22 protein-coding genes are annotated in these 21,303 nt (G+C 63.5%); 7 read left to right on the top strand and 15 right to left on the bottom strand.

The annotated features are described in order from the left end of the window. Positions 1–63: 63 nt before the first annotated feature. From A4R29_RS24835 to A4R29_RS24845, 3 genes are all read left to right on the top strand, one after another. Positions 64–261 (top strand): hypothetical protein, encoded by a 198-nt coding sequence (locus A4R29_RS24835; protein ID WP_024502834.1) that lies wholly within the window; start codon positions 64–66, stop codon positions 259–261. After that, the gene (locus A4R29_RS24840) at positions 236–739 is read left to right on the top strand and encodes a hypothetical protein (protein WP_318014183.1); all 504 of its coding nucleotides are present in this window, start codon (positions 236–238) and stop codon (positions 737–739) included. The genes A4R29_RS24835 and A4R29_RS24840 overlap by 26 nt, the downstream gene beginning before the upstream one ends. 152 nt (positions 740–891) lie before the next feature. Further along, complete coding sequence (locus A4R29_RS24845; protein WP_013529567.1) at positions 892–1,914, top strand: fatty acid desaturase; 1,023 nt, start codon at positions 892–894, stop codon at positions 1,912–1,914. Between the two features lie 125 nt (positions 1,915–2,039). Here A4R29_RS24845 and A4R29_RS24850 read toward each other — a convergent pair whose 3' ends face one another. From A4R29_RS24850 to cysG, 6 genes are all read right to left on the bottom strand, one after another. After that, positions 2,040–3,644, bottom strand: coding sequence for a GMC family oxidoreductase (locus A4R29_RS24850; RefSeq protein WP_027161322.1), 1,605 nt, complete (start codon positions 3,642–3,644; stop codon positions 2,040–2,042). 97 nt (positions 3,645–3,741) lie between these two features. Next, a complete protein-coding gene (locus A4R29_RS24855; protein ID WP_027161321.1) occupies positions 3,742–4,275 on the bottom strand; it encodes a DUF934 domain-containing protein in 534 nt (177 codons plus the stop codon). A gap of 172 nt (positions 4,276–4,447) precedes the next feature. Beyond that, on the bottom strand, positions 4,448–5,212 hold the full coding sequence (locus A4R29_RS24860) for a phosphoadenylyl-sulfate reductase (protein ID WP_013529564.1): 765 nt from the start codon (positions 5,210–5,212) through the stop codon (positions 4,448–4,450). Further along, complete coding sequence (locus A4R29_RS24865) at positions 5,187–6,857, bottom strand: nitrite/sulfite reductase (protein ID WP_013529563.1); 1,671 nt, start codon at positions 6,855–6,857, stop codon at positions 5,187–5,189. Before A4R29_RS24865 ends, A4R29_RS24860 begins: the two co-directional genes overlap by 26 nt. Positions 6,858–6,900: 43 nt before the next feature. Next, on the bottom strand, positions 6,901–7,194 hold the full coding sequence (locus A4R29_RS24870; protein ID WP_013529562.1) for a DUF2849 domain-containing protein: 294 nt from the start codon (positions 7,192–7,194) through the stop codon (positions 6,901–6,903). After that, positions 7,191–8,642: a siroheme synthase CysG gene (cysG, locus tag A4R29_RS24875; RefSeq protein ID WP_063173094.1), complete on the bottom strand. Its 1,452-nt coding sequence runs from the start codon at positions 8,640–8,642 to the stop codon at positions 7,191–7,193. The genes A4R29_RS24870 and cysG overlap by 4 nt, the downstream gene beginning before the upstream one ends. 421 nt (positions 8,643–9,063) lie before the next feature. Between cysG and A4R29_RS24880 the strand changes: the two genes are divergently transcribed. Beyond that, a complete protein-coding gene (locus A4R29_RS24880; RefSeq protein WP_013529560.1) occupies positions 9,064–9,513 on the top strand; it encodes a baeRF12 domain-containing protein in 450 nt (149 codons plus the stop codon). Positions 9,514–9,732: 219 nt separating this feature from the next. Further along, positions 9,733–11,529, top strand: a complete 1,797-nt coding sequence (locus A4R29_RS24885) for a cation:proton antiporter domain-containing protein (protein WP_063173095.1) — start codon at positions 9,733–9,735, stop codon at positions 11,527–11,529. 70 nt (positions 11,530–11,599) lie between these two features. Here the strand turns inward: A4R29_RS24885 and A4R29_RS24890 are convergent, their stop codons facing one another. Then, positions 11,600–12,409 (bottom strand): AraC family transcriptional regulator, encoded by an 810-nt coding sequence (locus A4R29_RS24890; RefSeq protein WP_063173096.1) that lies wholly within the window; start codon positions 12,407–12,409, stop codon positions 11,600–11,602. A gap of 137 nt (positions 12,410–12,546) precedes the next feature. Between A4R29_RS24890 and A4R29_RS24895 the strand changes: the two genes are divergently transcribed. Beyond that, entirely contained in the window at positions 12,547–13,467 is a 921-nt protein-coding gene (locus tag A4R29_RS24895) for a zinc-binding dehydrogenase (protein ID WP_063173097.1), read from the top strand. 13 nt (positions 13,468–13,480) lie between these two features. Here the strand turns inward: A4R29_RS24895 and A4R29_RS24900 are convergent, their stop codons facing one another. Next, a complete protein-coding gene (locus A4R29_RS24900; protein WP_013529556.1) occupies positions 13,481–14,233 on the bottom strand; it encodes an SDR family NAD(P)-dependent oxidoreductase in 753 nt (250 codons plus the stop codon). Between the two features lie 161 nt (positions 14,234–14,394). On the opposite strand from A4R29_RS24900, the gene A4R29_RS24905 reads away from it, so the two are divergent. Next, positions 14,395–14,760 (top strand): nuclear transport factor 2 family protein, encoded by a 366-nt coding sequence (locus tag A4R29_RS24905; RefSeq protein WP_027161316.1) that lies wholly within the window; start codon positions 14,395–14,397, stop codon positions 14,758–14,760. A gap of 9 nt (positions 14,761–14,769) precedes the next feature. On the opposite strand, the gene A4R29_RS24910 is transcribed toward A4R29_RS24905, so the two are convergent. From A4R29_RS24910 to A4R29_RS24935, 7 genes are all read right to left on the bottom strand, one after another. Beyond that, on the bottom strand, positions 14,770–17,037 hold the full coding sequence (locus A4R29_RS24910; RefSeq protein WP_063173098.1) for a transglycosylase domain-containing protein: 2,268 nt from the start codon (positions 17,035–17,037) through the stop codon (positions 14,770–14,772). 169 nt (positions 17,038–17,206) lie between these two features. Next, positions 17,207–18,121 carry a hypothetical protein gene (locus tag A4R29_RS24915; RefSeq protein ID WP_063173799.1) on the bottom strand — a complete coding sequence of 305 codons (915 nt, stop codon included), beginning with the start codon at positions 18,119–18,121 and terminating at the stop codon, positions 17,207–17,209. 18 nt (positions 18,122–18,139) lie between these two features. Next, on the bottom strand, positions 18,140–18,286 hold the full coding sequence (locus A4R29_RS33380) for a hypothetical protein (protein ID WP_013529552.1): 147 nt from the start codon (positions 18,284–18,286) through the stop codon (positions 18,140–18,142). 25 nt (positions 18,287–18,311) lie between these two features. Next, a complete protein-coding gene (locus A4R29_RS24920; protein ID WP_013529551.1) occupies positions 18,312–18,566 on the bottom strand; it encodes a GlsB/YeaQ/YmgE family stress response membrane protein in 255 nt (84 codons plus the stop codon). Positions 18,567–18,676: 110 nt separating this feature from the next. Beyond that, on the bottom strand, positions 18,677–18,880 hold the full coding sequence (locus A4R29_RS24925) for a hypothetical protein (RefSeq protein WP_013529550.1): 204 nt from the start codon (positions 18,878–18,880) through the stop codon (positions 18,677–18,679). 100 nt (positions 18,881–18,980) lie between these two features. Next, positions 18,981–19,601 (bottom strand): ribonuclease D, encoded by a 621-nt coding sequence (locus A4R29_RS24930; protein ID WP_063173099.1) that lies wholly within the window; start codon positions 19,599–19,601, stop codon positions 18,981–18,983. Positions 19,602–19,725: 124 nt separating this feature from the next. Beyond that, positions 19,726–21,111, bottom strand: coding sequence for a M20/M25/M40 family metallo-hydrolase (locus tag A4R29_RS24935; protein WP_063173100.1), 1,386 nt, complete (start codon positions 21,109–21,111; stop codon positions 19,726–19,728). Positions 21,112–21,303: the final 192 nt, after the last annotated feature.

The raw sequence follows: 21,303 nt of genomic DNA on the forward strand, positions 1-21,303 counted from the left end.
GCAGGATGGGGGAACCATTCCCTTGCTGGAGGAGTTTCGAAGCCGACACAGGATTTTGAGACGATGACCCGCAACACGGGCGAAAAGGCAGAAGGGCTGGCCATCGAGGTCAGGCGCCAGTTGGGTGCCGAGGCGGTGACCCGCTTTCTACGCACCTTGCCGGCCTTCCGCACCGAGGCCGACATTCCCGACCGGCTCCGAGAACTGCTCGACCGCCTCGATGGGGCGGAGCGCGGTGACATCGGCTGGCGCCGGCGTTAACGCAACAATCGATCTTGGCAGCAAACCTCCTATCGGCAATAGCCGGGGAGAGCCGAACCATCTAAGGATAGATGTGTTGTGGTTCAAAATGGAGGACGTAGTGCGCAAGGTTTCGATCACCTCATCGCTGATGGCGCTTGTCGGCCTCGGCGCCATCACCTTGGCGGCTTTTCCGGCACAAGCAGACAATCTGCAGCTGCAATTGGGCAAACATGGCCCGCGGCTGAAGCTCATGGAAGATTGCGACCCCGCCTATGACGATTGCGAAGGCCCCCGTCGCGACGACCGGCGCGACCGCCGTCAACGAGGCTGCACGGAGGACCGGGCCCTCGACAAGGCAGACCGAATGGGCATCCGCCGCGCAAGGATAGAGTCCGTCGGCCGCCGGGAGATCACAGTCCGCGGCAGACAGGGTGGCGACCGCGTGCGCGTGACTTTTGGCACCGAGCGCGGCTGTCCCATCCTCGATCGCGAATAGCGATCGACCCCAGCGGAAAACCGACGCTCAGAATCATCAGCAGGTCGAACCGGCGGTTGGCTGGCTCGACCGCCGGGCCACGCGACAATTACGCACAGTAATTTTGCGTGATGTCGCCTTGCGGCGGCGAGGCACCCCGCCTATGCTTCCTGATGAACATGATTTCCCCTGAGACGGTCGCCAACAGCAAGCGCGCCTGGCTGAAGATTCTCGCCCGCTACAAGAAGCCTGACAGGCGGCGCAGCACCGTCGAACTCGCCATCACTCTCATTCCATTCGCCATACTCTGGGGCCTGTCCTCGGCGGCCTATGCCTATGGCCATTGGTGGGGACTGATCCTCATCCTTCCCGCGGCCGGGTTTCTGGTGCGCATCTTCATGATCCAGCACGATTGCGGCCACGGCTCCTTCTTCGCCAATCGCTACGCGGACGACTGGATCGGCCGCGCGCTCGGCATCCTGACGCTGACGCCCTACGATTGCTGGCGGCGCGCCCACGCGACGCACCACGCCAGCGCCGGCAATCTTGACGAACGCGGCATGGGCGACATCCGGACGCTGACCGTTGCAGAATACCGGCAGATGTCGTGGCGAGGCCGCCTTGCCTATCGTCTCTATCGCCACCCGCTGGTGATGTTCGGGCTCGGTCCGATCTGGCTGTTCATCTTCGAGCAAAGGCTGCCCGTCGGCATGATGCGCGGCGGCCTGACCCCTTGGGTGTCGTCGATGACCACCAATCTTGGCATCGCGGTCGCAGCAGCCATCCTCATTTGGTTCGTCGGTCCCGGCGCGTTCCTGGTGGTCCACCTGCCGATCGTCATCCTCGCCGGTTCGGCCGGCATCTGGCTGTTCTATGTCCAGCACCAGTTCGAGGAAACGGAATGGGCGAAGGATGTCGACTGGGAATTCCAGCACGCTGCCTTGCACGGATCGTCCTATTACGACCTCCCGCCGGTGCTGAACTGGTTCACCGGCAACATCGGTGTCCATCACGTCCATCACCTCTCCGCCAAGGTGCCGTGCTACCGGTTGCAGGAAGTGCTGCGGGATTATCCCGAGCTGCGCGACATCGGCCGTGTCACGCTGCTGGAAAGCCTGCGCTGCGTTAAACTGGCGTTGTGGGACGAGAACCGCCGCAAGCTGGTGTCGTTCCGCGAGGCACGGGCGGCGGCTTAAGCAATTCCAGCAGAGGTGTGAACGGTTTCCAGGGAAAGCGCGTAGCGTTTTCCCTGGGGCAATTGCGTCAAACCAAGAAAAGTAAAACGACCGCCAGTCTATAGGCACCGCGCCTGGAGCTCCTATCAGGCAGCCCTGATCATGTCGGCGGCCTTTTCGGCGATCATGATGGTTGGCGCATTGGTGTTGCCACCAATCAGTGTCGGCATCACCGAGGCGTCCACGACACGCAAGGCTTCAAGCCCGCGCACCTTGAGTTGCGGATCGACCACCGCCATCTCGTCGACGCCCATCCGACAGGAGCCGACCGGGTGATAGACCGTGTCGGCGCGGGTACGGATATGGGTCATCAGATCGGCATCGCTTGGCTCGCCGGCGATGTGCATTTCCTTGTGCCGGTAGCGCGTCAGCGCCGGTGAAGCCAGCACCTGCCGGGTGATCCTCACGCCTTTCAACAGCAGCTCCGCATCGCGCTGGTCGCTGAGAAAGCGCGGATCGATGCGCGGCGCGGCAAGTGGATCGGCGCTGGCCAGCCCAACCTCGCCACGCGAGTGCGGCCGCAATATGCAGACATGACAGGAGAAGCCGAAGCCGTAGTGCAGCGTGCGCGCATGGTTTTCGACCAGCCCGATGACGAATTGCAGCTGCAGGTCAGGGCGCTCAAGCGCCGGGTCGGATTTGACGAAAGCGCCGCTCTCGGCCGCCGGCGAGGCGATCAGCCCGGTCCCATCCCGCCGCCACTGCGCGATATGCCGTAGGAAACCCAACGCGCCGCGCGGGCTCATGCCAAGCATATCGGTGTCCTTCGATCTCCAGCCGACGATGAAATCGAGGTGGTCCTGCAGGTTCTTGCCGACGCCCGGCAATTCGTGGACGACGGGAACGCCATGCACGGCAAGTTCGGCCGCCGGGCCGATACCCGACAGCAACAGAAGCTGCGGCGAACCGAAGGCACCGCCACACAGGATCACCTCGCACGACGCCTGCGCCACTGCCTCGCCTTTGCGTGTCCGGTAGCGGATACCGGTGGCCCGCTTGCCGTCAAGGACGATGCCTGTGGCGTGCGCCCGCGTGATCACGGTCAGATTGGTCCGCTGCATCACCGGATGGAGATAGGCGGCGGCAGTCGAACAGCGCTCGCCATTACGGGCGCCACCGGCAAATTGGGTCACCTGGAAATAGCCGGCGCCCTCTTGTTCCGGTCCGTTGAAATCGTCCAAGGCGCGAATCTGGTTTTCGGCACAAGCCTCTATGAAGGCCTTGGCGATTGGCCTCGGCGAGCGCTGGTTCGACACTTTCAGCGGGCCGTCCCCGCCATGCAGGGCATCAGTGCCGCGCTCATTGCCTTCGGCGCGCCGGAAATAGGGCAGCACCTCATCCCACGACCAGCCCTCACAGCCCAGATCGGCCCATTCGTCATAGTCGCTGCGATGGCCTCTGACATAGAGCATCGCATTGATGGCGCTGGAGCCGCCCAGCGCCTTGCCGCGCGGCTGGTAGCCCTTGCGGCCGCCAAGACCTTGCTGCGGCACGGTTTCGAAGGCCCAGTTGTTGATCCTGGGCCGGCCGGAAAGCATACCGATAATGCCAGCCGGAGCGCGGATCAGCATATCCCTGCCCTCGCCGCCAGCTTCGATCAGGCAGACCGTTTTCGAGGGATCTTCCGAAAGCCGTGCGGCAAGCGCACAGCCGGCGGACCCACCGCCGGCTATGACATAGTCGTAACGCATGAAGACCCCTCCCCGATCATTCCAGATTTTCCATCCGGAAGCTCAAGAGAAGGCTTGAACAGGGGGCGTTGTAAAGACGCGCGGAATTACCGCAACGTCAGCTGCTGCGAACGCGCCGCCAGGAGTATTTCGGGCCTTTTGGTTCCGGCACGGCGGCTGGCTGGTAGTAGAGCCCCAATCCGCCGGTGCGGCCCTCCTCCAGGCGCTTCAACAGCACGGGGTTTGATATCTCGAACTCGCCGAAGCCCAGCCGCAGCATATGCGGCAGTTGGTCGACCAGCACCTGGCCGGTAGCGCGAACGGCACCTTCGAAATGGTAGCGGCCGCGCAGCAGTTCTCCCTTGGAGAAGGAGCGGCCGTCGCTGAAGGCCGGAAAGGCCAGCGCCACCAGCGACAGCTGGTCGAGCAGGTCGGCGATCTTCTCGAGCTGATCACCCGGCTGCAGCAGGACGCCGAGCCGTTCCTTGGCCGAGCGGCGCACCTCCGGATCGAGATCGAGGAAGATTTGCAACGGCAGGATGAAGCGGCCGTTGCCGGACAGCGCATCGGCGCTTTCGGCATGCGTCCACTCATCCTCCTGAAAACCCGCAGGGGTCCAGAGCCGGGTCTCCGGTGTCGTCGGTCCAGTCATCAAAAAGTTCCTAAACAGTCAAACGAACCAAGGATGTGTTGAGATTCAGGTCAGGCTGCGCCGAAAATGGCGGCTTCCGAGAACCGGAGCGGAGCGTACTTGAAGTACGTGAGCACCGGAAGCGCAGGAAGCCGCCGTTTGCAGGCCAGCCCCACCTGAATATCAGCATATCCTAAAGGGATGCGTCGGTCAGCGACTTCTCCAGCCCCGACAGGTGAATGCCGCACTCGGTCTTGGCATGACCGGCCCAGCGGCCGCTGCGCGCGTCCTCGCCCGGCTGCACCGGCTGCGTGCACGGGAAGCAGCCGATCGACAGATAGCCATAAGCGACCAGCGGATTTTCGCGCAGCGCATGCGCGCGCATATAGTCGGCCTGGTCCGATGTCGTCCAATGCGCCAGCGGATTGATGCGGATGCGCGGCCCGACCGCCTCGAACACCGGCAGCGCTGCCCGCGTCTCGGCCTGAAAACGCTTGCGGCCAGTGAGCCAGGCACGAAATGGCGCGACACCGCGCGCCAGCGGCTCCACCTTGCGCACGTCGCAGCAGGCATCGGTATCGCTTTGGTGCAGATTGCCCGTCGGATCGATCCGTTCGAGTGCTGCTTCCTCGGGTTTGATCACCCTTATGTTGGTCAGCCCGAAATCGGCGGCAAGCGCATCGCGATAGCCGAGCGTCTCCTCGAAATGCTTGCCGGTGTCGAGGAAGATGACCGGCAGCGTCCGGTCGATCTTGGCGATCATGTGCAGCAGCACAGCCGAATCCGCGCCGAACGACGACACCGCCGCGATCTCGTCGAGGAACAGTTCGCGGGCCGAGCGTTCGATGATCTCGAGCGGCTTCAGATGACCATAGAGCGCATCGAGCCCCGCCGCTTTGGCGGCGATGCCGTCATCGACGTCTCCAATACGGTCAAGCGGCCTTGGCTTCGCCAGCATAGAGCGCCTCCTTGAACGGCGCGGGACCGACTCGGCGGTAGGCGTCGATGAATTTCTCTTGTGGGTCGAGCCGAAGGCCGAGATAGGTCTCGACGATCTGTTCGATGGCGTCGGTGATCTCTTCCGAAGAGAAGCCGCGGCCGATGATCTCGCCGACCGAGGTGTTCTCGTCGGCCGAGCCGCCCAGCGTCACCTGATAGAGTTCGGAGCCCTTCTTCTCGACGCCGAGGATGCCGATGTGGCCGACATGGTGATGACCGCAGGCGTTGATGCAGCCGGAGATCTTCAGCTTCAGTTCGCCGATCTCGCGCTGCCGCTCAAGCGAGGCGAAGCGGCGCGAGATTTCCTGCGCGATCGGGATCGAGCGCGCCGTGGCCAGCGCGCAGTAGTCGAGGCCCGGGCAAGCGATGATGTCCGATATCAGGTTGGAATTGGCCGTCGCCAGGCCGATGCCGACCAGCGCATCATAGACCGCCTTGAGGTCGGCGCGGGCCACATGCGGCAGGATCAGGTTCTGCTCATGGCTGACACGCAGCTCGTCAAAGCCATATGTCTCGGCGATGTCGGCGATTGCGTCCATCTGGCTGTCCGAGGCGTCGCCGGGCACCTCGCCGATGCCCTTCAGCGAGATCGTCACAGCCGCATAATCCGGATGGCGGTGCGTCACGACATTCTGGTCGAGCCACTCCGAGAACCCCTTGGAATCGAGCCGCGCCAGCTTGACCGCCTGGTCGCCTTCCGGCCGCTCAGCGAGTGCCGGTGGCGCGAAATAGGCCTCGATGGCGCGGATATCGGCTTCCGGCAGCTTCAGCTGGGCGTCTTTCAACTCTTGCCACTCGGCCTCGATTTGGCGGGTGATCTCCTCGACCCCGGTCTCATGGACGAGGATCTTGATGCGCGCCTTGTACTTGTTGTCGCGGCGGCCATAGAGGTTGTAAACGCGCAGGATCGCCGTGCAGTAGGACAAAAGGTCGGCTTCCGGCAGGAAGTCGCGGATTTTGCGGGCAACCATTGGCGTGCGGCCCTGGCCGCCGCCGATATAGACGGCGAAACCGAGTTCGCCGGCGGCGTTCTTCTTCAGGTGCAGGCCGATGTCGTGGGTCTGGATGGCGGCGCGGTCGCGCTCGGCCCCCGTCACCGCGATCTTGAACTTGCGCGGCAGGAACGAGAATTCCGGATGCACCGACGACCACTGGCGCAGGATTTCCGCGTAGGGACGCGGATCGGCGACCTCGTCGGCGGCAGCGCCGGCGAAATGGTCGGCGGTGACGTTGCGGATGCAATTGCCGCTGGTCTGGATGGCATGCATCTCGACGCTTGCGAGATCCGCCAGGATCGCCGGAATGTCCGACAGCGCCGGCCAGTTGAACTGGATGTTCTGGCGCGTGGTGAAATGGCCGTAGCCCTTGTCGTATTTGCGGGCGATGTGGCCGAGCATGCGCAGCTGCTTGCCGTTCAGCGTGCCATAGGGCACCGCGATGCGCAGCATGTAGGCATGCAGCTGCAGATAGACGCCGTTCATCAGCCTCAATGGCCGGAACTGGTCCTCGGTGATCTCGCCGGCAAGACGGCGCTGCACCTGGTCGCTGAACTCGGCGACGCGGGCCTGGACAAAATCGTGGTCGAACTCATCGTAACGGTACATGCTTGGTCTTTCAGGGCGCGTCCGCCCATGCCTGGTGTCTTGGTTATGCTGCCCGCGCAGCCTGCTTGCCGAGATCGTTGCGGATGGTCGGGCCGGCGGCGCGGATCTTCTCGCGCAGCCGCACCGGTTGGACGACGCCGTTGACGACTTCGGCGTCGATCAAATTGACGTCGACCACTTCGTTGGCGGCATAGGCCTTGGCGCCGATCGCCTCGAGCCTGTCATCGGCTGCCTTGTCATGGGCGAGGTCGGCATGATCCACCGTCTCGGCCCAGCCGCCATCGGCGTACCAGACGGCGATGCCGTCGGTGAGGCGGTTGGCGGTCAGTATCTTCATTGCTGAACTCCTTCGGCGACCGAACTGGACGCGCCTTCATGCCTGTGTGCCGCCAGCGGCTCGGACCGTTCAAAGTTGGCGCCGGCGACCGCATCGCCGATGATGGTCATGACTGGGCCGGAAAGATCGGCGCGCGCTTCCAGCGACGGCAGGTCGGCAAGCGTGCCGTGGAAGCGCCGCCGGTTGGCGAGGCTGGCATTCTCGACCACCGCCACCGCAGTATCCGGCGACAGACCGGCCTCGATCAGCCGTCCGGCAACCTCGGCCGCCACCGAGCGGCCCATATAGACGGCGACGGTGGCGCCCGAAATCGCGAGCTTGGCCCAGTCGGGCAGCGAATTGCCCTTGAGGTCGTGGCCGGTGGTGAACACCATCGACGAGGAGATACCGCGCAAGGTCAGCGGCAGTTCGAAATCGGCGGCGGCGGCAAAGGCCGCGGTGACGCCCGGGACCACCTCATAGGCGATGCCGGCGTCGCGAAGTGCCGCCATCTCTTCGCCGGCCCGGCCGAACACCAGCGGATCGCCAGACTTCAGCCGCACGACACGCTTGCCTTCACGGCCAAGCTCGACCAGCAGCGCATTGATCTCAGCCTGGCTCTTGGTGTGGCAGCCCTTGCGCTTTCCGACCGGCAGGCGCTCGGCATCGCGGCGACCCATGGCAACGACCGCCTCGGGCACAAGGGCGTCATGGACGATGACATCGGCTTCCATCAGCAGACGATGGGCTCGCAAGGTCAATAGATCCTCGGCGCCCGGACCGGCGCCAACCAGCGCGATGTGACCGCAAGCGGGCGTGTTCGACAGCAGAAGATCGACGGCGGCGTCATGCGCCTGCGAAAGCTGGCCGGCTTCAGCCGCGCGCGCAGGAGCGCCAGCGAAGAAATCATGCCAGAAGCGGCGGCGGGCATTGCCTCTCGGCAGCAGCTTCTCGGCAGCCCCGCGAAACGAAGCCGCAAGAATTGCCAGCGGCCCGAGCGACGGCGACAGCATGCGGTCGATGCGGCCGCGCAACATTTGGGCAAGCACCGGGCCTGCACCCTCGGTGCCGATGGCGATGGCCACCGGCGCGCGGTTGACCAGCGCCGGGGTGAAGAAATCGCAAAGCTCGGGCCGATCGACGGCATTGACCGGAATGCCTAGGCGGCGCGCATCCGCGGCCACCCGGCGGTCGAGTTCCTCGTCGCCGCTGGCGGCAAACACCATGACCGCGCCTTCGAGCTGCGACGCCTCGTAAGCCGCGGCAAAATGCGTCGCGCCGGCCTGGGCGACGAAGGCGAGCAGGTCGGGCTCGGCATGTTCCGCGACGATCCGCAGGACCGCGCTCGACTGTCCGATCAGCCGCGCCTTGGCCAGCGCCTCTTCGCCGCCCCCGACGATGGCCACAGCTTCGCACTCAACCCGCATGAACACGGGGAAGGCGTTGAGCTTGGGAGCAGTGTGCGACATGGACGCGAGCGGAATCCTCAATGAGCTTGCAGTTCTACGCGCGAGCGCGAGAAACCAGAAGGAACGCACTCGCGCATCCCTTATCGGGATGCAATTGCTTTTCTGAAAGCATCCCGGCCAAGAGAAAAATATTTCTCATTTACAGATAGAGCGGATTCAAGCTTCTGTCGCAGGCCTTGATTTGTGGCTCTTTTAGCGCCCGGCGAGAAAAGCCGCAAAACTGTTTTTTCTAAATTCTACCAAGTTAGTAGATTAAAGTCGCGACCTCGGGATAGCCAGAATGTCCGACGCCGACGTGGCTGCCGACTGGAACATTACCGGCTCGAGGCGCGTTCTCAAAAGGCCCGTCATGTCGGATCGAAATCCGGCTGCGGAATGCCAACTAGAGGTCGCCACGCGGCTAAAAAGGAGCCCTGTCATCATGAACACAATCATACTCAAGCACGGTATCTGGGTGATCGTGGCCGATGGCGAGAAGGCGCTTTTCCTCAGGAACGCCGGTGACAACAAATATCCGAATCTCGAGGTGGTGCAGGAAATGCAGCAGGACAACCCGCCCACCCGCGAGCAAGGCAGTGACAGCCCCGGCCGATACAGTGATGGTCCCTCCGTACACCGCAGCGCAGTCGAGGATACGGACTGGCACCGCATCGGCAAGGAGCGTTTTGCCGATGAAATCGCCGCCCGGCTCTACAAGCTCGCGCATGATGGCGAGTTCAGCGAGATCGTGCTCGTCGCGCCGCCGGTGGTGCTTGGGACAATGCGCAAAAAGCTGCACAAGGAGGTCGGGGACAAGGTGACCGCCGAAATTCCCAAGACATTGACCAACCATGCCATACCGGAAATCGAGGCCTTGCTGCGGGCAGCCTGATCATCGATCGGCCCTGACGAATCGAGACGAATAGCTCCGCACAAATTCCGATCCGGCCGGCAGCTTTCTCAGCTGCCGGTCAAATTTTCGCGGCAGCGCCGTCGATTTCACGGCTTTGCGGGTTGCATCGCCGACATACCATCCACCATATTGCAAACAGGCGGCGGCCTTGGGCGGCGCTCATCCAACATCGCTGACTTGAAAGGCGCTCCATAGACAATGCCGCATGACACGCCCCTTATCGCCACCATCGTCGCCGGTCTGGGGCTGGCTTTCGTCTTCGGGGCTCTCGCCAACCGCTTCCGCATTCCGCCCCTGGTCGGTTATCTCATAGCCGGCGTGCTGGTCGGGCCGAACACGCCCGGCTTCGTCGCCGATGCCGGGCTTGCCAACGAACTGGCCGAAATCGGCGTCATCTTGCTGATGTTCGGCGTCGGGCTGCACTTCTCGCTCAAGGATCTGCTGTCGGTGCGTGCCATCGCCGTGCCGGGCGCCATCGTCCAGATCGGCTTTGCCACCGCGCTTGGCGCTGGTCTTGCCTGGATGCTCGGCTGGTCGATGGGCGCGGGGCTGGTGTTCGGCCTGGCGTTGTCGGTCGCCTCGACCGTGGTGCTGCTGCGTGCCCTGCAGGAACGGCGGATGATCGAGACCGAGCGCGGCCGCATCGCCGTCGGCTGGCTGATCGTCGAGGATCTGGCCATGGTGCTGGCGCTGGTGCTGCTGCCGGCGCTCGCTGGCGTGCTCGGCGGCCAGGAGCAGGCCTACGCCCATGCCAGCGGCCTGCTGTCGCTGCCGGCCAGCTACGGCATCTGGGGCGTCGTCGGCATCACGCTGGCCAAGGTCGCCGCCTTCGTCATCGTCATGCTGGTGGTCGGCCGCCGGGTCATTCCCTGGATCCTGCACTATGTCGCCCATACCGGCTCGCGCGAACTGTTCCGGCTGGCGGTTCTGGCCATCGCGCTCGGCGTCGCCTTCGGTGCGGCCAAACTGTTCGGTGTCTCGCTGGCGCTGGGCGCCTTCTTCGCCGGCATGATCATGAGCGAATCCGAACTCAGCCACCGCGCGGCGGAAGAATCGCTGCCGCTGCGCGATGCCTTCTCCGTGCTGTTCTTCGTCTCGGTCGGCATGCTGTTCGACCCGTTCAGCCTGATCAGCAATGGTTGGCCAATCCTGGCGACGCTCGCCATCATCGTCATCGGCAAATCACTGGCCGCGTTCGCCATCGTTGTTGCCTTCGGCTATCCCATCGCCACGGCGCTGATAATCTCGGCAAGCCTCGCCCAGATCGGCGAGTTCTCCTTCATCCTGGCTGAACTCGGCGTCGGGCTGAAGCTGCTGCCGGAACAGGGCCGCGACCTCATTCTGGCCGGTGCGATCCTGTCGATTGTCCTCAACCCGCTGATGTTCCTGGCCATCGACTGGATGAAGCCGTGGCTGGAACGGCGCGCCGCCAGGACGGCACCACCGGTCGAGGCAAAACCGGTTGGTCCGGCGACGGAGCCGGGCCAGGTGGCCTCTGTCGCGGCAGCGGCGAAAAAGGAGGACGGGCCGCCGCCAAAGACGGCACTCACCGGCCATGCCATCCTGATCGGCTACGGCCGTGTCGGTGGCCTGGTCGGCTCGGCCCTGAAAGGCGCGGCAATGCCCTTCCTGGTCATCGAGGACGCCGACAAGACGCTGGCGAAGCTGAAAGCGGACAGCGTCGAGACCGTCGCCGGCAATGCGGCCAATGCCGAAGTGTTCGCCGCCGCCAATCCCGAGGGCGCCAGCCGGCTGATCCTTGCGATCCCCAATGCCTTCGAAGCCGGCCAGATCGTGCTCCGCGCCCGCGCCGCCAATCCCGCTATCAACGTCATCGCCCGTGCCCATTCCGATGCCGAGGTCGAACATCTCAAGGGTTTGGGCGCCGATACGGTGATCATGGGCGAGCGCGAGATTGCGCGCGGGATTGTGGAAGAAGTTCTCGGTTCCAAACCGGAGTTGAGGCGCGAAACCGCCGAGCCGTCGGTGGCCTGAGTCCCAAAGCCCAAGCTGCACTCTCGCACGCTGGCAACGTGATCGGCTCGACCACCCTTTCAAGCGAGCATCACGCCACGAATGCAGAGCCGCCATTTTGCGCGATACCGCTGAGGTATTTGGCCGGCGGCTTCCCAAGCGCCTTCTTGAACATGGTGATGAAGGCCGTAACGGAACCATAGCCGAGATCGCCCGAGACCTGCTGGACACTCTTGCCGGAAGCCAGTTCCCGAATTGCAACGATCAAGTGCAATTGCTGGCGCCAGCGCCCGAAACTCAGCCCCGTCTCCTTTGCCACAAGGCGGGCGAGGCTGCTCTCGCTGAGCGCGATGCGGTTGGCCCATTCCGCCAGTGTGCTGCGGTCGGCAGGATCTTGCGCCAACGCTTCGGCGATCCTGTTCAAGCGTGGCTCGGACGAGATCGGCAGGTGCAATTGCTGGACAGGCATGCGTGGCAATTCGGTGAGCAGCATCTTGGTCAAGAGTTCGCCCCTCGCCCCGTCACCCTCCACCCGATCGGAAAGCTCGATGATCAATTCGCGCAGCAGGGGCGAGATTGAAAACGTGCAGCACCGCTCCGGCAGATCGGCGGCTCTCGGCTCTATGTAGACGAAGAAAATCCGGGCGTTGGCGGTTGCGACATTGCTGTGCTCCATGCCGCCGGGGATCCACACCCCGCAATGCGGCGGCACCATCCACAGACCGCTTGGAACGCGGCATGTGACGCCGCCGCCGAGTGCGAAGACGAGTTGGCCTTTGCGGTGCCGATGGGCGGGGACTTCCGCTCTGGTGTCGGGGATGTCGACGCGCACGGCAATCGCCGGCGCGGCAGGGTCATCCACATCGAGATCGAGCCAGGGGTAGCTGAGGGGTTGTCTCATGGTTGACTGTTATTAGCGATTAAACGCCATGATAGCTAAATTCTTTAACGGCGAAAGTCGATAAGCTCCGGCTCATACTCAGCTTGCCGTGCTTTCCACAGCAAGCTGGCACCGACAAGCCAGCAACAAGGTACACCATGCTCGCCCTGGTCATCTCTCCCGAAAGCGCGACCGGGTTGAGGCTCGCCGACATCGCCGAGCCTCAACCGGCTTCGAACGAAGCGCTTGTCTCTGTCCACGCAACTTCGTTGAACCGGGGCGAACTGCGCCTGCTTGCCATACGCCCCGAGGGCTGGACACCCGGCCAGGACATCGCGGGGATTGTCGAACGAAGAGCAGCCGATGGTTCCGGGCCAGCCGTCGGCGCCCGGGTTGTTGCTTTGGTCGACGAGGCCGGTTGGGCCGAACGCATCGCAGTCCCAATCGACCGTCTCGCCGTCCTGCCGGATGACGTCAGTTTCGTTTCCGCAGCCACGCTTCCTGTCGCCGGTACGACGGCACTAAGGACTCTACGCCATGGCGGCGACCTCGCCGGCCAGCAGGTCTTGATCACCGGTGCAAGCGGAGCGGTCGGCCGTTTTCAGATCCAGATCGCCCGCGAGCAAGGCGCCTCGGTGACGGCAATCGCCGCGGCCCGGCATGCCGACGATCTCCGCGGCCTCGGAGCCCGGCAGGTTGTCGAAGCGATCGATCTGGCCGAGGGGCCGTTCTCGCTGATCACCGAGTCGGTCGGCGGCCAAAGCCTCGCACGCGCGATCGAACGTATCGCACCTAGCGGGACCATCGTCATGTTCGGTTCGAGCAGCGGCGAGCTGACGCCCGTCGGATTCCGCCAGTTCGTTCCGGATCATGAAGGGGCAAGGCTTCAGACTTTTGCGTACTACACGTCTGGTCCAGGCATCGGCGAGGACATCGCCTCACTGCTCGCTCTGGTCGCAGCCGGCCGGCTCGAAACGCGCGTGGCCTTGACGGCGCCGTGGACAGACGTCGCTCAAGCGCTGGACGCACTGCGACAGCGCAGCTTCAGCGGCAAGGCTGTTCTCACCATAACAGGATGAGCATCCTGTTTTGTCACACGTGCTGGCCGCCATTGATGTGGATTTCCGAGCCAGTCACATACGACGCCTGCTGCGAGCACAGGAAAAAGATGATGTCGGCGACTTCGGCCGTGGTGCCAAGGCGCCTGAGAGGAATGGTCTCGACGATCTTGTCCGTGCCCGGCGACAGGATCGCGGTATCGATTTCGCCCGGCGCAATCGCGTTGACGCGGATGCCGTGCGGACCGAAATCATGCGCCATCTCGCGCGTCAGCGAGCCGAGCGCCGCCTTCGATGTCGCGTAGGCCGTGCCGGCGAAAGGATGCACGCGGGTTCCGGCGATCGAGGTTACGTTGACGATCGAGCCCTTGGCCGCCGCCAGTTCCTTGAACAGCCCGCGCGCCAGCATAATCGGCGCGAAGAAATTGACCTGGAACACGTCGCGCCAGACATGCATCGGCGTGTCGATCGAATTCATGCGGCTGTTGCCGTCCTTGAGCTTCGGCGAAATGCCGGCATTGTTGACCAGCGCATGCAACTGGCCGCCATGCGCTTCCAGCCGGTGGCGAATTTCGGAGACGGCGATGCCGACATCCTCCTGATCGGCGAGATCGACCTTGATGTGGTCTTCCGGCCCGGCCGGCCACGGGCAGTCCTCGGCGAAAGCCTGCCTGGAGCAGGTGATGACGCGCCAGCCCTCGCGCGAAAAACGCTTGACGGTGGCGTGGCCGATGCCGCGGCTGGCGCCGGTCAGCACGATGGTCTTTCGGGTGTCGAGTTCAGTCATTTCAGGTCTCCAGCCGGCAGATGTAGCCGAACGCCGCCGAGGTGGCGAGAGGCCGAAATGTCACCATTCACCTCAAAGGAGGAACCGGGAAGCCGGCTCGCCGTTGGTCCTTGAATGCGGAAAGGGCGCGGGGTTCTGAATCAATCTATCAGGACAAAGCCATGACACAGACAGCACCCCTCGACATCGCCACTGCCTTCACCAAAGCGTGGACAGGACACGACCTCGAAAAGGCAGCATCCTATGTCGCCGACGACGTCGTTTTTGATGGGCCGATGCAACAGTCGACTGGCAAGGCCCCCTACCTCGAGGGCCTGACCAAACTTTCACAGGATGTGACCGGTGTGCGCATGATCGCGGCCTTCGGAGACGACCACCAGGCGCTGCTTATGTATGACTTGATGACAGAGTCGTCCGGCGCGCTTTCCTGCGCCAAGCACCTCACCATCAGCGACGGCAAGATTCACAGCGACAAACTGACCTTTGACAGCAAGAAGCTGGGCAGCGCCAAACCAAAGGCGAATTAGCGGGTCTACTCAGCCGCCAAGGAGGTCGAGGATCGAGGTCTGCCGCTTCTTGCGCGGACCGCCGACGTCGCCTGGCGGCACCGGGTGCTTGATCGATGCGGTGGCGCCGTCATCCTCCGGCATGGAAAGGCCATCGGCATCGACGGTTTGGGCGGGACGGGCCGCGCGGACCGGCGCTGGTGCTTGGGCAACCGGCGCTGCTGGCCGCGCCGGTGCCTGCTGGCTGACCGACGTGGACGGAACCGGCGCCGTGTTGTTCGCCGAGGGTATCTCGTCGGGGACGATTGTGTCGGCCGGCGTCGATTTCCAGGTGCCGGGCAGCGGCCGCACCGGCACACCCTCGTGGGCCGCAACCATGAACTCGTGCCAGGCCTGCGCCGGCAGTGCGCCGCCGGTGACCTTCTTCATCGGGCTGCCATCATCATTGCCGAACCACACACCGGTGGTGAGATTGGCGGTGTAGCCGACGAACCAGGCGTCGCGCGAATTCTGACTGGTGCCGGTCTTGCCGGCCGATGGCCAGGCGAAAGCCGCTTTCCGGGCAGTGCCGATCTCAACCGTGCCCGTCATCATCGAGTTCATCATGCCGACGATCTCAGGCTTGACGACGCGCGGCGCGCTGCCGCCGCCGCTGTCGTAAAGCACCTTGCCCTCGGTGGTCGTCACGCGCCGGATGAAATGGATGTCGGGCTTGTAGCCGCCATTGGCAAAGGGGACATAGGCCGATGTCAGCTCCAGCGGCGTCACTTCCGAAGTGCCGAGCGCGATCGAGGTGTTGGCTGTCAGGTCGGACTGGATGCCCATGCGGTGCGCCGCCTCGACAACCGCGTTCGGCCCAACCTCCATGGTCAGCTGCGCTGCCACCGAGTTCAGAGACTTGGCCAGCGCGGTGGCCAGCGTCACCTTGCCGAAATACTTGCCGCCGTAATTGTCGGGCGTCCAGTTGCCGATCTTGATCGGCGCATCGTTGCGGATGCTGTCGGGCGTGCGGCCGGCTTCAAGAGCGGCCATATAGACGAACGGCTTGAATGCCGAGCCCGGCTGGCGACGTGCCTCCGAAGCACGGTCGAACTGGCTGGTCGAATAGTCGTAGCCGCCGACCATGGCGCGCACCGCACCGGAATCGTCGATCGACACCAGGGCGCCCTGGCTGACGTTGAGTTTCTTGCCGCTGTCGTCGATCAGCCTGCGGATCGATTGCTCGGCGAGCTTCTGCAGGTTCAGGTCGACGGTGCTGTCGATGACGATATCGCCGCGTACGTCGCCGATCAGGTCGGGCAGTTCCTCCATGATGGTATCGGCGACGTAATTCTCCGAGCCGGTCCAATAGGACGGCGCACGCGTTGCCGGCGCGCTCATCGCCGAGGTCAGTTCCTTGGCGCTGATCTTGCCCTCGTCGCGCATGGCGGCAAGCACCAGCTGTGAGCGTTCCTCGGCGGCCTTGGGATCGCGTGCCGGCGACAGCCGCGACGGCGCCTTCAGCAGGCCGGCAAGCAATGCGGCTTCCGACAGGGTGACGTCGCGCGCGCTCTTGCCGAAATAGCGGCGCGAGGCGGCTTCGACGCCATAGGCGCCAGAGCCGAAATAGACCCGGTTCAGGTACATTTCGAGGATCTGGTCCTTGGTGTGCTTGTGCTCCAGCCATAGCGCCAGCAGCACTTCCTGCACCTTGCGCTCCAGCGTGCGGTCGGGTGTCAGGAACAGGTTCTTGGCCAATTGCTGGGTCAGCGTCGAGCCACCCTGCGAGAAATGCCCGCCAAGCACATTGGTGACCATCGCGCGGGAAAGCCCGATCGGGTCGATGCCGAAATGCGAGTAGAAGCGCCGATCTTCGATGGCGATGACGGCTTCCGGGATATAGGGCGACATTTCGTGCAGGCCGACCGCCTCGCCGCCGCTCATGCCGCGATTGGCGAGCAATTGGCCATCTGCCGAGACGATCTTGATGTTGGGGGCGCGGTCGGGAATCGACCAGGTCGTCGCCGCCGGCATCTTGGCACCGTAGTAGATGACGATGCCGGCCACGGCGATGCCGCCCCAGATTGCGAGCACGAAGCACCAGTAGAATAGCCGGCCGAGCACGCCGAACAGGCCGCGCCGGCTTCTGCCGCGCTTGACCCGCGACGATTTCCCTTTGGCCGGCTTGCGTTTTGCGGAGGCTTTGCGATTGCTCGGCACGACGCGATCCTCCTCGTTCACCGAAAGACCCGCCGAGGACCGCGCCTGCGGCGGCCCCTCGAAACTGGGTTCGATGCGACTGTCTCTGCGGTTCGCCATGCGCTGTGCTTGATGTCCCCGATGCCTATGGCGTTCGGGTTGAAGAGTAGATGCGGCGATTTAAGGGCGGGTTAAGTCGTGTTCGAATGCCGGCCTTGGGGTTGGGCAGCCAAAAAGGCCAGCGTCTGCTCTTTGCAGGTTACTGACGCCACGCTGTTCGCTGTCTCGTTCAGATGGGCTCGAACTTCACATCCGGCTGGTCGGGACCGCCGGCTTGCCGCAACAGCGCGACAATGTGTTCGCCCCTGTCGACCGGCTGTCGCCTCCAGTTCGAGGCGTTCGTGACGTGCAGCCAGCCATCGACAATCATGAAAAAATCCTCGGATTGATCATGTCCGGCGCCGAAGCGAAGCGATTTGTTTTCAGCGAATCGAATCAGCGCCGGATCGATCGACCTGTAGAGCACAGGCCAGTTGCCACCGCCGGAATCCATATGAAACTTGTAGCTCGGGGCGAAATCCAGTCGTCGCCGCAACAAGCTTCCGTCGAAAAAACAGAAGCCGGGCCACAGGAACCAGCCGCCTGGCGTCGGCGTATCGCGCCGCACGCTGCCGTAGAGGCTTTTGCCCTCCATCCGGGCGCGGATCGAAAACGGTTCAGTCGGAAAGATGTCATGATCGATGAAGCCGAACAGCTTCGGCCCGAACCTGGGCAAGAAATTCCGCACGATCCAGTTGAGCGCTTGACCGTGCGATCTGCTGACGACCAGCCTGTTCTTCGGCAATGCGACATAGGGGACATGCTGGCGACGGCAGAGATCGCGGATTGCTTCCCTTGCCTCGCCCTTGTTGCTGTTGTCGAAAACGATGTAGCTTTCGTGCTCGGCCAGGTATCGGCGTACCAGGTGGATCTGCCATTCGATCATTTCGGGCCGGTTGAAGGCCACGGTGGCGACGACCGCATCGCGGAACACCTGCTCTTGCCCCTGCAATTCGCTGACCGGTGCGGATGTCCTCAGAAAGCGAAACACCCGCCAACGATAGCGCAGCAGCGCCTCGCGCCTTGGCGGCCTGTTCAGCCTCTCCCATTCCGCCACGGTGATCGGGGGCCGATCGACGTCTTCCGGGGCGTCAGAAGCAACCATGTCGCGCCCCCGCATAGCTTAGTTCTGCTGGATCGAAATGCCCTTGTCGTCGATCTTGAGCTCGACGCCCTTGGGTTTGGTCTGCTCGCGATAGACATAGATGCCGAGCGCGATGACCACGACGACGAGCGCGCCGATGACGAGATAGAGCGTATTCTGTTTCATGGCGCGCTCTTTGCGTTGTCGAGCCTCAGGCTCGTTTCAGAACCTTGACCAGCACCAGCAGGATGATGGCGCCGATCGTGGCATGGATGATCGCGGCGAGAGTGCCGCCGCCGATGGAAAAGCCGATCCGCGGAAACAGCCAGCCGGCGATGAACGCACCGACGATGCCCACGATGATGTTGCCGATCAGGCCGAAGCCGAAGCCGGAAACGATGAGACCGGCGAGCCAGCCGGCGATGGCACCGATGATGATGAAGACGAGCAGGCTTTCGACACCCATAGCGATTTCCTCCGAGCAAGAGGGCGACCGCGGACCGGAAAGCCCCGAATCGGCCTCGATATCAACGGCTTCAGGCTATTCGAAAGCAGCCGGCCTCACCAGCGGCGCGCTTATTGATCGTCGTCGTCGCTTGCGGCAGGGCGCCAGCTGGTCGGCTCGACCTTCTTTTGCGTGTGACTGTCGATATAGACCCACCAGCCGTCGTCGCGATATTGCGCGATGGATTCGTTGATGACGCCGTCGCTGTCCTTCCAGGTCACGGAGACCTTGGAGCCGTCTGTCGGCGCGGTCGCAATCGGCTTTCTGTCCGCCATGTCATTATCCCCAATTGCACCGACAAACTGAGCCGACAGAACGCGACGGCCTGTATCCGGTTCCAAACGGTCACCGGCCCGCGGAGCGCGCCAACGGCCCTCAGCTATGGGCGAAGATATCCTCTTCGCCCCAGCCCATCAGGTCAAGCTTGGCACGCGTCGGCAGGAAGCGGAAGCAGGCATCGGCCTCCTTGGTCCGCCCATCGCGCGCCAGCCGTCCGGCCAGTACATCGCGCAACCGGTGCAGATAGAGCACGTCGGAAGCCGCATATTCGAGCTGTTCGGGCGACAGCGTCTCGGCCGCCCAGTCCGACGATTGCTGCGCCTTGGACAGCCCGACGCCGAGAAGCTCGAAGCAGATGTCCTTGAGCCCGTGGCGGTCGGTGTAGGTGCGGGTGAGCCGCGAGGCGATCTTGGTGCAGAACACCGGCTCCGGCATGACGCCGAACGCATTGTAGAGAACGGCAAGATCGAAGCGGCCGTAGTGGAACAGCTTGGTTACGCCGCGGTTCCTCAGCAGGCTGACGAGGTTCGGCGCCTTCTTCTGGCCGGGCGCGATCTGGATGACGTCGGCGCTGCCGTCGCCAGGCGAAATCTGCACCACGCACAGCCGGTCGCGATGCGGATTGAGCCCGAGCGTTTCGGTGTCGATGGCCACTGCCCCGACATTGTAGTGCGAGAGGTCGGGCAGGTCGTTTTTATGGAAACGGATATCGGCCATTGTCTTCTCCGGTCGAGCCCTACAGTGCCCCCTGACCCGCAGGGGATGCTGCAGCGCTTTATCTTGTGGCCCGTCCTCGCCGCGATCGGCTGAAAAATCAACAGGAAAACAGGGGTTCCGCTGCTCAGCGCGTCAAGGCATCGAGAATCCGCGCCCACGAGCGCTGGCCCTTGTGGAAGGAGCTGAGCTCGTATTTCTCGTTGGGCGAGTGGATGCGGTCGTCGTCGAGGCCGAACCCGACCAGCAGCGATTCCATGCCGAGATAGGTCTGGAAATCGCCGACAACCGGAATGGAGCCGCCGCTGCCCGTCGTAACCGCCGGCTTCGGCCATTCGTCGGACAGCGCATTCTTGGCCTTGGCCAGGAAGGGCGAGTCGTAGGAAAGCTGGATTGCCGGCGAGCCGCCATGCGGATGGAATTCGACCGAACAGTCGGCCGGAATGCGCTCCTTGACGAACTTCTGGAACGCGGCCCGGATTTTTTTCGGGTCCTGCTTGTGGACGAGGCGAAACGAGACCTTCGCCGAGGCTTCGGCCGCGATCACCGTCTTGAAGCCCTTGCCGGTATAGCCGCCGATGATGCCGTTGAACTCGGCCGTCGGCCGCGCCCAGGTCAATTCCAGCACGGAGCGGCCCTTTTCGCCCGACGGGATCGACAGGCCGACCGGTCCCAGGAACGTCTCGGCAGTCTCGCCGAGCGTCTCCCATGATTTCAGGATCTGCGACGGCGTTTCCTCGACGCCATCATAGAAGCCGGGAATGGTGATGTGGCCGTCCTTGTCGTGGATATCGGCCAGCACCCTGGCCAGGACGCGGATCGGGTTGGCGGCGGCACCACCATAGAGGCCCGAATGCAGGTCGCGGTCGGCGGCCTTCACCGTGATCTCCTCACCCACCAGCCCGCGCAATCCGACGCAGATCGACGGCGTGTCGCGATCCCACATGCCGGTATCGCAGACCAGCGCGAAATCGGCCTTGAGTTCGCCGGCATTGGCCTCGAGGAACGGCTTCAGCGAAGGCGAACCGGATTCCTCCTCGCCCTCGAACAGGATGGTGATGCGGCAAGGCAGATTGCCATGCACCTGTTTCCAGGCGCGGCAAGCCTCGACGAAGGTCATCAACTGGCCCTTGTCGTCGGCCGACCCCCGACCGACGATCACCTTGTGGTCCGGCCCGACCTCCTTGACAGCAGGCGCGAACGGATCGCTTTCCCACAATTCGATCGGGTCGACCGGCTGAACGTCATAATGGCCGTAAAACAGCACATGCGGCGAACCGGCCGGGCCGTCATGGTGCGCAACCACCATCGGGTGGCCGGGCGTGTCGCGAACGCTGGCGTCGAAGCCGATCAGCTCGAGTTCGGCCACCAGCCATTCCGCCGCCTTGCGGCAGTCGGCGGCATAGGCTGGATCGGTGGAGATGGACTTGATCCTGAGCAAGCCGAACAGGCGCTCGAGGCTCTGGTCGAGATTCTTGTCGAGACGGTCGAGGACGGGGGAAACTGCGGACATATGTGAAGCCTTTCGATTCAGAACCGGAACCGTAAAGGCATGACGGGAAAACGAAAAGCCCGCGATCATTGGACCACGGGCTGCAAACGTCTCTGCGAGGCAAAAAAAGACCGCCGTGGTGGAGGGGGAACCACGGCGGCCTTCTACTCGAAACGATGCGGCAGCCCGGAGAGGGGGGATAGGCTGCCGCAG

The sequence above is a fragment of the Mesorhizobium ciceri biovar biserrulae genome, from assembly GCF_001618845.1.
In the GTDB taxonomy this organism is placed as follows: domain Bacteria; phylum Pseudomonadota; class Alphaproteobacteria; order Rhizobiales; family Rhizobiaceae; genus Mesorhizobium; species Mesorhizobium ciceri.